At 75.4% G+C, this 12,503-nt stretch carries 6 protein-coding genes, 1 pseudogene and 1 riboswitch; all 7 genes and pseudogenes read right to left on the reverse strand.

Features of this window, described 5'->3' with window-relative positions; translation table 11 throughout:
- Nucleotides 1–95: 95 nt before the first annotated feature.
- Nucleotides 96–1,421, reverse strand: a complete 1,326-nt coding sequence (locus tag J7462_RS05865) for a cobyrinate a,c-diamide synthase (protein WP_219462463.1) — start codon at nt 1,419–1,421, stop codon at nt 96–98.
- A 136-nt stretch (nt 1,422–1,557) separates the two neighbouring features.
- The gene (gene cobO, locus J7462_RS05870; RefSeq protein ID WP_219462465.1) at nt 1,558–2,169 is read right to left on the reverse strand and encodes a cob(I)yrinic acid a,c-diamide adenosyltransferase; all 612 of its coding nucleotides are present in this window, start codon (nt 2,167–2,169) and stop codon (nt 1,558–1,560) included.
- Nucleotides 2,169–4,519 (reverse strand): annotated as a pseudogene (locus J7462_RS05875) (VWA domain-containing protein). The gene cobO and the pseudogene J7462_RS05875 overlap by 1 nt, the downstream one beginning before the upstream one ends.
- Nucleotides 4,520–4,575: 56 nt before the next feature.
- A complete protein-coding gene (gene cobN, locus J7462_RS05880; RefSeq protein ID WP_219462467.1) occupies nt 4,576–8,346 on the reverse strand; it encodes a cobaltochelatase subunit CobN in 3,771 nt (1,256 codons plus the stop codon).
- Between the two features lie 308 nt (nt 8,347–8,654).
- Nucleotides 8,655–8,784, reverse strand: a riboswitch (cobalamin riboswitch).
- Between the two features lie 611 nt (nt 8,785–9,395).
- Nucleotides 9,396–9,731: a hypothetical protein gene (locus J7462_RS05885; RefSeq protein ID WP_219462468.1), complete on the reverse strand. Its 336-nt coding sequence runs from the start codon at nt 9,729–9,731 to the stop codon at nt 9,396–9,398.
- Between the two features lie 131 nt (nt 9,732–9,862).
- Nucleotides 9,863–10,756: an aldo/keto reductase gene (locus J7462_RS05890; protein WP_219462469.1), complete on the reverse strand. Its 894-nt coding sequence runs from the start codon at nt 10,754–10,756 to the stop codon at nt 9,863–9,865.
- 73 nt (nt 10,757–10,829) lie between these two features.
- Nucleotides 10,830–12,071 (reverse strand): MFS transporter, encoded by a 1,242-nt coding sequence (locus J7462_RS05895; RefSeq protein ID WP_219462470.1) that lies wholly within the window; start codon nt 12,069–12,071, stop codon nt 10,830–10,832.
- Nucleotides 12,072–12,503: the final 432 nt, after the last annotated feature.

Raw genomic sequence — 12,503 nt, forward strand, 5'->3', positions numbered from 1 at the left:
GCCCGTGCCCCCCTCGACGACGGACGGGCGGTCCGGCCCGGTCGGCGCGGCCCGGTCAGTGGCGGCGACGGGCGGGTGGTCCGCCCCGGCGTCGGTCACCGGGCCGCCGCCTCGACCAGTCGGCGGGCGGCCCGGGGGTGACCCGCCCAGTGGGTGTGCAGGTACGAGGCGTGCACCTGCCCGGTGACGAACCCGTGGGCGGTGTCGTCCCAGCGCCAGGCGGGCCGGTCGCCGTGCCCGGGGTCGGTGACGGTGCGGTGGAACTCGTGGCCGCGTACCCGCTCACCGGCGGGGTGGACCGGGGATTCGGTGGCGGCGACCGCGTCGCGGTAGCCGAGGGTGAGCCGGCCGGACATCCGGGCGTGGTGGTCGAGCCGCCCGCACATCGGCACCCCGTCCAGGGAGCGGCCGAGGTAGAGCAGCCCGGCGCACTCGGCGACCACCGGCCCGGCGAAGCCGGCCAGCTCGGCACGGAGCCCGGTGTTGTCGCTCAGCGCCTCGACGTGCACCTCGGGGAAGCCGCCGCCGATGACCACGGCCCGGGTGCCGGCGGGCAGGGCCGGGTCGGCCAGCGGGTCGAACGGGGCCACGGTCGCCCCGGCGGCGGTGAGCAGTTCGGCGGTCTCGGCGTACGAGAAGGTGAAGGCGGCACCGGCGGCGACCGCGACGACCGGACGGTCCACGCCGGCCGGGCCACCGACGGCGGTGCCCGGGTCCCAGGCGTCCACGGTCAACGGTGGGGCGCTGCGGGCCAGGTCGAGCACCGCGTCGAGGTCGACGGTGGACGCGACGAGCCCGGCGAGCGCGTCGACGACGGCCAGCGACTCCGGTGCCCGTTCGGCGACCGGCACCAGCCCCAGGTGTCGGGCCGGCGCGGCCACCTCGACGGCCCGGGTGACCGCCCCCAGCACCGGTACGCCCACCTCGGCGAGCGCGTCGCGCAGCAGGGTCTCGTGCCGGGGCGAACCGACCCGGTTGAGGACCACCCCGCCGATCCGTACGGCCGGGTCGAAGGCGCGCATGCCGAGGACCAGCGCGGCGGCCGAGCGGCCCTGCGCGGTGGTGTCCAGGACCAGCAGCACCGGCGCGTCGATCAACGTGGCGACGTGGGCGGTGGAGGCGTACCCGGCCCGGCCGACCGCGCCGTCGTGCAGCCCCATCACCCCCTCGACCACGGCGACGTCGGCGGGGGTGGGGACGCTCGCGCCGTGCCGCAGCAGCGGGGCGATCAGCTCCTCCCCGACCAGCCACGGGTCGAGGTTGCGACCGGGGCGGCCGGCGGCGAGCGCGTGGTAGCCGGGGTCGATGTAGTCGGGGCCGACCTTGTGCGGGCTGACCGTGAGGCCCCGGCGGCGCAGCGCGGCGAGCAGCCCGGTGGCGACGGTGGTCTTGCCGTGCCCGCTGGCCGGGGCGGCGACCACCAGCCGGGGCAGCGCCCACGGGCCGACCGGCGCGGCGGGCCCGGCCGACGGTGGCCCGCCCGGCGCGGGCCGCCCGGGTGACCGGTCGGCGCGTTGCCCGGCGGGCGGCGCTGGTCGGTGCGGCGGGTCGGTCCGGTCACCACTCGATGCCCTTCTGGCCCTTCTGACCGGCGTCCATCGGGTGCTTGACCTTGGTCAGCTCGGCGACCAGGTCGGCCGCCTCGACCAGGCGCGGGTCGGCGTCCCGGCCGGTGATCACCACGTGTTGGAAGCCGGGCCGGTGGGTGAGGGTGTCGACCACCTCGTCGACGTCCACCCAACCCCACTTCATCGGGTAGGTGAACTCGTCCAGGACGTACAGGCCGTAGCGCTGCGCGGCCAGGTCACGCTGGATCTGCCGCCAGCCCTCCAGGGCGTCGGCGGCGTGGTCGGCCTCGCCGCCGCGCTGGATCCACGACCAGCCCTCGCCCATCTTGTGCCAGGCCACCGGGGCGCCCTGCCCGGTGTCGGCGTGCACCTGGCCGAGGGCCCGGAAGGCGTTCTCCTCACCCACCCGCCACTTGGCGCTCTTGACGAACTGGAACACCCCGATCGGCAGCCCGGCGGTCCAGGCCCGCAGTGCCAGGCCGAACGCGGCGGTGGACTTCCCCTTCATCTGCCCGGTGTGCACGATGGTCAGCGGACGGTGCCGCCGCTGCCGGGTGGTCAACCCGTCGGCGGGGACGTGTTCCGGCTTTCCCTGCGGCATCAGCGCACGCTCCGATTCGCTCCGACGGTGGCGAGCCCGGCCAGCGGGTCGGCGGTGACCGTGTCCAGGCGGTGGTGGGCCGCGCCGAGCTGGTCGGCCAGCCGGCGGGCCAGGTGCAACCGGACCGGGCCGGACTCACAGTCCACCACGACGCAGGGTGCGCCGGTGGCGGCGAGCACCGCCGCCGCGCGCGCCGACCGGTCCAGCGGCCGGTGCCCGGCGGTGGCCCGGCCGTCGGTGACGACCAGCACCAGCGGACGCCGGCGCGGGTCCCGCAGCCGCTGCACCCGCAGCAGGTCGACGGCGGCGAGCAATCCCTCCGCCAACGGGGTACGCCCCCCGGTGGGCAGCTCGGCCAGCCGCGCCGACGCGGCCAGCACCGACGAGGTGGCCGGGAGCAGCACCTGCGCCCCGGAACCCCGGAAGGCGACCACCGCCACCGTGTCCCGACGCTGGTAGGCGTCGGTGAGCAGGGCCAGCACCGCACCCTTGACCGCCGACATCCGCTGCCGCGCGCCCATCGACCCGCTGGCGTCGACCACGAACAGCACCAGGTTGCCCTCGCGGCCCTCCCGGACCGCCTCCCGCAGGTCGTCGGGGCGCAGCAGCAACCGCCCGCCGCACCGGCCCCGCCGGGCCTGGTGCGGGGCGGCGGCACGCAGGGTCGCCGGCAGGTGCACCGTGGCCGGCCGGCCGGCGGGCACCCGCGCGCCGGTGGTCCGCCCGCGCCCGGTCCGGGCCCGCGACCGCCGGCCGGGCACCCCGTCACCCACCCCCGGTGCGGTGAACAACCGGGCCGTCAACCCCCGCTGCGGTACGGCCACCGAGCCGGCGCCCGCCGGGTCACCCGGGTTCGCGGTGCCGCCCTGGCCTGGTCGCCCCGGACGGGCACCGGTGTGCTCGGCGGACCCGTCGTCGGGGCGTCCCGACCGGCCGTCGGCGCGGTGTCCGGTGTCCGGCCCGTCGTCGCCGTCCGGTCCGCCGTCGTCGATGCGGTCCGGCCACCGGTCGTCCCCGGACTGTGGGGAGGCCGGACCGGTCCGGGCGCGCGGGTGGTCGTCGTGGCCCAGCGGACCACCAGCGTCCTGCGGCCCACCGGTGGCATCCTGCGGCCCACCGGCGTCGTCGGGTGGCTGTGGACCGGACCCGCCGCCGGGGCCACCCGTCGAAGGGCCGCCCGGCCCACCGCCGTCCGGGCCGCCGGGGTCACCCGGACCGGCCGGGCCGGTATCCGGCGGATCGTCGTCGGGGTGCTCGTCGCGGGCCCGCTGCAACGCCTCGTCGAGGCGTTTCTCGTCCAGGCCGGGGGTGTCGAACGGGTCACGACGACGCCGGTGCGGCAGGGCCAACCGGGCGGCGACCCGCACGTCGTCGGCGGTCACCCGGTCCCGCCCCTGCCAGGCGGCGTGTGCCACGGCGGTCCGGGCGGTGACGATGTCGGCGCGCATCCCGTCCACGTCGAACGCGGCGCAGACCTCGGCGATCTGCCGCAACGCGGCGTCAGGCAGCAGCACCGCGTCGAGCCGCCCCCGGGCGGCAGCCACCCGGGCGGCCACCTCGGCGTCGGCGGCGGCCCAGCGGGCGGCGAACCCGGCCGGGTCGGCGTCGGCGGCGAGCCGGCGGCGCACCACCTCCACCCGGACGACCGGGTCCCGGCTGGCCGCCACCTCGACGGTCAGCCCGAACCGGTCGAGCAACTGCGGACGCAGCTCACCCTCCTCCGGGTTCATCGTGCCCACCAGCAGGAACCGGGCGGCGTGGCTGACCGAGACACCCTCCCGCTCGACGTGGCAACGGCCCATCGCGGCGGCGTCCAGCAGCAGGTCGACCAGGTGATCGTGGAGCAGGTTCACCTCGTCGACATAGAGCACCCCCCGGTGGGCGGCGGCGAGCAGGCCCGGCTCGAAGGCGCGTACCCCCTCGGCGAGGGCCTTCTCCAGGTCCAACGAGCCGACCACCCGGTCCTCGGCGGCACCGACCGGCAACTCCACCAGCCGGGCCGGACGGCTCTCGACCGACGCGGCGGCCGGGTCCTCGTGCCCGGCGACGCCCGGGTGCGGACCGTCCGGGCAGGTCGGATCCGGGGCAGCCGGGTCGCAGCCGAACCGGCACCCGGCGACCCGGTCCACCGGCGGGAGCAGCGCGGCCAGGGCCCGCACGGCGGTCGACTTGGCGGTGCCCTTCTCGCCCCGCACCAGCACCCCGCCGATCGCCGGGCTGACCGCGTTGAGCAGCAACGCCAACCGCATGTCGTCCATCCCGAGCACGGCCGAGAAGGGAAACCCGCTCACTGTGCTGCTCCGGCTCGCGACTGCGGGGCTCGCAAACCCGGCTCACTCCTCGCGCTCACAGAGCTGACCTCCGATCGCGACTGCGGGGCTCGCAAACCCGGCTCACTCCTCGCGCTCACTGCTTTTCCTCCAGGTCGCCCTCGGTGGCCAGGTACGTCTCCCGCAGCCGGTCCAGGGTGGCGGGCTCCGGCGCGGCCCACAGGCCCCGGTCGGCGGCCTCCAGCAACCGCTCGGTGATGCCGCGCAGCGCCCACGGGTTGGACCGTTCCAGGAACTCCCGGGTCTCCCCGTCGAACAGGTACGCCTCGGCGAGGCGCTCGTACATCCAGTCGTCGACGACACCGGCGGTGGCGTCGTAGCCGAACAGGTAGTCCACGGTGGCGGCCAGCTCGAACGCGCCCTTGTAGCCGTGCCGGCGCATCGCGGCGATCCACTTCGGGTTGACCACCCGGGCCCGGAACACCCGCCGGGTCTCCTCGCCGAGGGTGCGGGTGCGCACGTCGTGCGGCATCGCCGAGTCGCCCACATAGGCGGCCGGGGCGGCCCCGGTCAGGTGCCGCACCATCGCCACCATCCCACCGTGGTACTGGAAATAGTCGTCGGAGTCGACGATGTCGTGCTCGCGGGTGTCCTGGTTCTTGGCCGCCACCGCGATCCGGGCGAAGGACCGTTCCATGTCGGCCCGCGCCTCCCGCCCGTCCAGGCCCCGGCCGTAGGCGTAGCCACCCCAGACGGCGTACACCTCGGCCAGGTCGGCGTCGGTGCGCCAGTTCCGGGCGTCGATCAGCGGCAGCAGCCCCGCCCCGTACGCCCCGGGCTTGGAGCCGAAGATCCGGGCGGTGGCCCGCCGCTCGTCGCCGTGGGTGGCGAGGTCGGCGGCCACGTGCGCGCGCAGGTAGTTGTCCCCGGCCGGCTCGTCGAGGGCGGCGACCAGCCGTACCGCGTCGTCGAGGAGGGCGACGACGTGCGGGAACGCGTCCCGGAAGAAGCCCGAGATGCGGACCGTGACGTCGACCCGGGGCCGGCCCAGTTCCGCCACCGGCACCACCTCGACGCCGGTGACCCGCCGCGACCGGTCGTCCCACACCGGCCGGCAGCCGAGCAGGGCCAGCACCTCGGCGATGTCGTCACCCTGGGTACGCATGGCGCTGGTGCCCCACACGGTCAGCCCGACCGACCGCGGGTACTCGCCGGTGTCGGCGAGGTAGCGGGCGAGTAGCGAGTCGGCCAGCGCGACCCCGACGTCCCAGGCGTTGCGGCTGGGGATCGCCTTCGGGTCGACGGAGTAGAAGTTGCGGCCCGTGGGCAGCACGTTGACCAGCCCCCGGGTGGGCGACCCGGACGGACCGGGGGGCACGAACCGGCCGTCGAGCGCGCCGAGGGTGTGGGTGATCTCGTCGGTGGTGCGGTCCAGCCGGGGCACCACCTCGCGGGCGGCGAACCGCAGCACCTCGGCGGCGTCGGGGCAGGACCCACCGGTCACCTCGGTGACCACCTCGTCGACCCGGGCGGGGTCCCAACCGAGGGTCTCCATGCCGAGGACGAGCCGCCGGGCCAGCCCTTCGATCAGGTCCACCGCGTCGGCGGCGGTGACCGACGGCCCGTCGACGACGTCGGTCAGCGCCGCCGGCACCGCCACCCGCGCCCCGGGCTCGGCGAGCAGCGCCTGCTCGTCGAGGTCATAGCTGGCGGCGAGGGCCTGACGCAGGCCGGGCAGGGCCTGGGCGCCGCCCCACACCTGGGGGGCGCGCAGCACGGCGAGGACGAGGTTCACCCGGGGCTCACCGGTGGGCACCTCGGCCAGGATGTGCAGCCCGTCGCGGATCTGCACGTCCTTGACCTCGCACAGGTAACCGTCGAGGTGCAGCACGAAGTCGTCGAAGTCGTCGGCGTCGGGCATCGCCTCGGTGTGCAGGTCGTGGTGCAGTTCGGCGACGCGCACCAGCTCCCAGATCTGCCCCCGGACCACCGGCACCTTCGCCGGGTCGAGGGCCTGCACGGTGGCGTACTCGTCCAGCAGTTGTTCGAGTTTCGCCAGGTCGCCGTAGGCCTCGGCGCGGGCCATCGGGGGCACCAGGTGGTCGACGACGACGGCGTGCGCCCGCCGCTTGGCCTGGGTGCCCTCGCCGGGGTCGTTGACGATGAACGGGTAGACCAGCGGCAGGTCGCCGAGGACGGCGTCGGGGGCGCAGTCGGCGGCCAGGCCGAGGCCCTTGCCGGGCAGCCATTCCAGGGTGCCGTGTTTGCCGAGGTGCACCACCGCGTCGGCACCGAAGCCGCCGTCGGCGACCGGCGCGGCCAGCCACCGGTACGCGGCGAGGTAGTGGTGGCTGGGTGGCAGGTCGGGGTCGTGGTAGATGGCGATCGGGTTCTCACCGAAGCCGCGCGGCGGCTGGATCAGCAGGGTGACGTTGCCGAACCGCAGCCCGGCCAGGACGATGTCACCGTCGTCGGTGTAGAGCTGGCCGGGTGGCTCACCCCAGTGTTCCCGCATCCGGTCCCGCAGGTCGGCCGGCACCTGGTCGAACCAGCGCCGGTAGGTCTCCCCCGGCACCCGGGCCTCGGCGGCGGACAACTGTTGCGGGGTGAGCCACTCGACGTCGTGACCACCGGCGGCGATCAGTGCGTGGATCAGGGCGTCCCCGTCGGTGGGCGGGGGCGCGTCACCGAGGTGGTATCCGGCGGCGGCGAGGGCGGCGAGCAGGCGTACCGCCGAGGCGGGGGTGTCCAGGCCGACGGCGTTGCCGACCCGGGAGTGCTTCGTCGGGTAGGAGCTGAGCACGATCGCCAGCCGCCTGTCGGCGGGGGGCAGGTGCCGCAGCCGGGCCTGTCGGACGGCGATCCCGGCGACCCGGGCGGCCCGCTCGGCGTCGGCGGCGTAGACCGACAGCCCGTCGGCGTCGATGCGTTTGAACGAGAACGGCACGGTGACGATCCGGCCGTCGAACTCGGGGATCGCCACCTGCATCGCCGCGTCCAACGGGGACAGTCCGGCGTCGCTGCCGGCCCACTGGTCCCGGGTGCTGGTGAGGCAGAGCGCCTGGATCACCGGCACGTCGAGGGCGGCGAGCGCGCCGACGTCCCAGGCGTCCTCGTCGCCGCCACCGGAGGCGTCGGCGGCGACCGTCCCCCCGGCGGCGAGGACGGTGACGACGAGCGCGTCGCAGCGGGCGAAGAGGTCCAGCGGCCCGGCACCGGGGGTGAGCCCGCGCAGCGATCCGCAGTAGATCGGCAGCGGGTTCCCCCCGGCCGCGTCGACCGCGTCGGCCAGGGTGTGCACGAAGTCGGTGTTGCCGGCCAGCGCGTGCGCCCGGTAGAACACGATGCCCACCGTGGGCCGCCCGTCGCCGTCCGCCCGCCGCCCGTCCGGCCCGGCCGCCGGTTCCGCCGGGTCGATCGGGTCGACCGGGGCGGTCGGGTCGACCGGGGCGGTCGGGTCGACCGGGGCGGTCGGGGGTCGACGGTCGAGAATGCCGTACGGCGGGGTGGGGGTGGGCGGGTCGAAGCCCTCACCGGTGAGCAGGACCGTGTCGGACAGGAACCGGGCCAGCTGGGCGAGGTTTGCCGCACCCCCCTCGACCAGGTAGGACAGGGCTTCGGTGGCCACCCCGGAGGTCACCGTGGAGGCCGCCATCAGCTCCGCGTCGGGCACCGCCTCGCCGCCGAGCACGATCGTGGGGACGCCGGAGCCGAGCACCGCCGCGAGGCCGTCCGGCCACGCCTGCCGACCACCGAGCAGCCGTACGACGGCCAGGTCGACCCCGTCGAGCAGGGCCGGCACGGCGTCCACGTCGACCCGGGTGGGGTTGGCGAGCCGGTAGTCGGCGGCGCTGGCCCGGGCGGCGAGCAGATCGGTGTCGGCGGTGGACAGCAGCAGGATGCGCACGTTCGGCTCCGGAGAGTGACGTCCGGCTCGACCACAGGGCCGGGCCGAGCGGGGCGGGAGGGACGCCGGTCAGCGGCGGCGGAGGTACGACGCACCCGCCTGCGGCGGGGTACCCGGACCGGCCGTCAGCGGTACGTGGCAGGCCGACCGCCCCGGCGGCGGCCGGCGACGGTGGGAGAGGTGGGAGCACGCGGCGGCGCGGGCTCGACGGTGATGCAGAAATCACCGACCGTGATGGGGTCGGCAGTGACGCTGTGCGTCATCGGGTCCTCCTCGGGTGTCCACGCCCTGGGGTTCTCCGACGGCCGAAGTATCCTGGCTCCCGGATCGACGCTCACCCCCGGCCTTCCAACCGTGCACGCACGGTCGTGACTCACGAGGGGGGATCGCTCCCCGGTGACAGTGGCGGGACCGCGTCGGAATCGCACCGACTTCCTTCACTGCCGTCAGGCCGCGAATGCTGCCATACTCCTCACCCCGAGGTCAACGGTGGCCACCGGCCCCGCGACGGCACCGATCGACCCCTGTGGCGAGGCCGGCAGCCGCCCGCCCCGCGCATCCCACGGGTGGGTCCGGCCCCGCCCGACGGCCGACCCGCAGCCGCCCCGTGCGGCGCACCCGCAGATCCTCCGAGGCGACCCGCAACCCGCCTGAGGGAGGTCCGCCGGCCGCCACCAGCCGGTGCGGAGCCGATCGAGGCACCCATCCCGGGACCGACCGTCCCGGGACCGACCGTCCCGGGACCGACCGTCCCTGGCGGTCGGAACACCTCTCTCGCACCCTGTCGAGCTGATGACGTCAACGACTCGGGGTCGGCACGGTCCGACCCGACCGGACGGGCGTCGGGCCGGGCCGTCCCACCCGGGGGGACCGATCCGTCACCGTCATCAGCTCGAAAGGGCCCGCGACGACATACCCACACACCCCTGGCCCGCAGCCGCCGGCGCGGCCAACGGCCGCGCCCACCACCACGGCCGCACCCCACGGCCCGCCCCCACAGACACCCACCCCGCAGACCCCTGGCCACCCTCTACGCAGCGGCTGAGGGGTCAACGGAGGCGACGCTCGGGGTGGGTCCGGTTCCAGGCCCGCATCCGCTCCGGGTATCCGGTCTTCGCCGCCTCGTAGAGGGGCACCGCGTGCCGGTGGGCCAGCTTCGCCGCCGTACGTGGGGAGCCGGTGCGGCGGCGGATCCACTCCCCGTCGTGCGCGATCGCCACCACTGTGGTGTCGGTGGCGGTCGTCTCGGGTTCGAGATAGAACTCCACCCCCCGGTGGGCGGCCACGAAGTCCGCCAACGCGGTCAGGTCGTCCCGGGTGGCCTCCCGATCGAGCTTGGTCGGGATGCCCTCGTCAGCCCGGGTCCGTCGGCTGAACCAGCCCATCTGCCCGTCCTCTCCTCGGCGTCCCTCCAGTGGAACACCCCTGCCTGGCAGGGCGCTGCGAGCCCGGTGACAACCGGCTGGACGGGGCAGACCTCGACGCCCCAGGGCGTACGCGCCACGCCCGGGACCGTTCAGCCCAGGGCGGCCAGCTCGTCGGGGGTGAGTCGCAGCGCGGCGGCTGCGACGTTCTCGGCGAGGTGGGCCGGGTCACCGGTACCGGGGATGGCCAGCACGTGCGGGCCCTGGTGCAGCGTCCAGGCGAGGCGTACCTGCTGCGGGGTGGCGTCGTGGGCGCGGGCGACGGCGCGTACGGCCGCGTCGTGGTCGGTACGTGCCCCGCCTTCGCGGTTGACGCCGGTCAGGGAGAAGAACGGCACGTAGGCGATCCCCCGGGCACCGCACTCGCGGACCATGGCGTCCTGGTCGCCGCGGTTGTCCAGGGCGTAGTTGTTCTGCACGCAGACCACCGGGGCGATGGTCTGCGCCTCGTCGAGGTGGTCGACGCGGACGTTGGACAGGCCCAGGTGCCGGATCAGACCGGCGTCGCGCAGCTCGGCCAGCGCACCGAAGCGTTCGGCCACGGAGTCCGGCGCGGGCCGCTTGACGATCCGCAGGTTGACCAGGTCGAGGTGGTCGCGGCCGAGCCGACGCAGGTTCTCCTCAACCTGGGCGCGCAGCTGCGCCGGGCTGGCCTCCTCGCGCGTGCCGGTCGTCGGGTCGGCCCGGAAGCCGACCTTGGTGACGATGACCAGCCCTTCCGGGTACGGGGCGAGGGCGGCACGGATCAGTTCGGTGGCGTACCGGGCGGGGCCGGTGCCGACCTTCAGGGTGCCGCCCGGCGAGACGTAGAACGCGGCGGTGTCGATGTGGTCGACGCCCAGTTCGACGGCCCGGCGCAGGACGCGCAGCGCCCGGTCCCGGTCGGGGTGGGCGGTGAGCCGCATCGAGCCGAAGCCCATCCGGTGCACGGTGCGGTCGCCCAGGGTCCAGCGGCCCGCCGCTGCGGCGGTGATCTCAGTTGGCATCCGGCGACCCTAGCCAGCGGCGACGACCCGGCGTAACGGCCGCGCACCCGATACCGGTGCGGGCCGGGAACTGTTAGTTTTTCTGTACTGGGGCGGTGTGTTCCGACGGCCCGACGCCGGCCGGTGGACGAGTCGCCGGCACCAGGGCCAGCGTCGGGATCAGCAGCACCGGCACCACCAGCAGGGCATGCAGGATGCCGACGTGGTCACCGAGCAGGCCCAGCAGCGGCGGGCTGGCCAGGAACGACGTGTAACCGATCACCGCGACGACGCTGACCCGGGCGGGGGCGTGCTCCTCGTCGTCGGCGGCGGCGCTCATCCCGACCGGGAAGCCGAGCGACGCGCCGAGCCCCCAGAGGACCACCCCGACGACGGCCAGCGGGCCGGAGCCGGCCAGCACCGCCAGCAGCGAGCCGGCGGCGGCCAGCAGGATCGTGCCGATCAGCACCGGCACCCGGCCCCAGCGGTCGATGGCCACGGTGCCGACGGTCCGGCCGATGGTCATGCCGGCGACGAAGACCCCGAAGACGGCTGCCCCGGCGGCCTCGCTGACCCCGTAGCCGTCGACGAAGGCGACCGCCAGCCAGTCGTTGGCGCTGCCCTCGGTGAACGCCATCACCAGCACCAGTGCGCCGATGAGCAGGGTGCGCGGCTCCCGCCAGGCCGCGAGCAGGCCACCCCGGCGGGCCGACGCGGCACCGTCCGCGGTGGAGGCGGGCAGGGCGGGCAGGAAGTTCCGCGCCCCGAGCAGGGTGCCGCCGAGCACCACCGCCGCCAGCACCGCCAGGTGGACGGTGATCGGCACACCGAGCCGGGCCGCACCCGCGCCCAGCCCGGCACCGGCCACCGAGCCGAGGCTCCAGGCGGCGTGGAAGCGGGGCAGGATGGTGCGGCCCAGCCGTTTCTCCACCGCCGCGCCCTCGACGTTCATGCCCACGTCGCAGGTGCCGGAGCCGTAGCCGAGGGCGAACAGGCCGACCGCGACGCCGGGCAGCGAGCCGAGCGGGGTGGCGACGCCCACCCCGGCCAGCCCGACCGCGACCAGCACGGTGGAGGCGACGACGGTGCGGGCCGGGCCGAGCCGCTGGGTCACCAGGCCGGCGCTGGTCAGCGCCAGCACCGCGCCGCCGGACATGGCCAGCAGCAGCAGGCCGAGCCGGCCGGCGCTGAGGCCGAGCGCGTCGCGGACCGCCGGGACCCGGGAGAACCAGCTGGCCACGGCGAGGCCGTTGAGGGCGAAGACCACCGCGACTCCGGTACGGGCGGCCCGCACCACCCGGGGCGCGACGGTACGGGGCTCGGTGGCGGCGTTCACGGCAGTGCGGTCCCTTCGGCCGGGGGCCGTCCCCGGGGTGGGCACGACGGTCCTCACCGGAGATCTCACACCGGTTTCGTCACGGCCACAAGCACGATGTGCCCCTTACCGCAGCCCACTGCCCCGACGCCCCCACCCCCACCCCACCCCCCACCCCTCCCACTCAACGCCCCCGCCCCCGGCTTTCCCCGGTGATCAAGAGGTTTGCGTCACCTGCCGAGGATTTTCTGACGCAAACCTCTTGATCACCAAGCGGGGTACGGACCCAAGGGGGCGGGGACGGGGGTAGGGGGTGGGAGTGGGAGTGGGAGTGGGAGGGTCGGTTGTTTCGGGTTGGTGCCGTCGGGGTTCGATGCGGATCCGGTGCGCGCGGAAACGGAGCGGATAGTGTCGACAATGGTGGTCAACCGTCCAGGATATCTGCCTTTCACC

It is taken from the genome of Micromonospora sp. RL09-050-HVF-A (assembly GCF_019374995.1).
Taxonomy (GTDB): Bacteria; Actinomycetota; Actinomycetes; order Mycobacteriales; family Micromonosporaceae; genus Micromonospora; species Micromonospora antibiotica.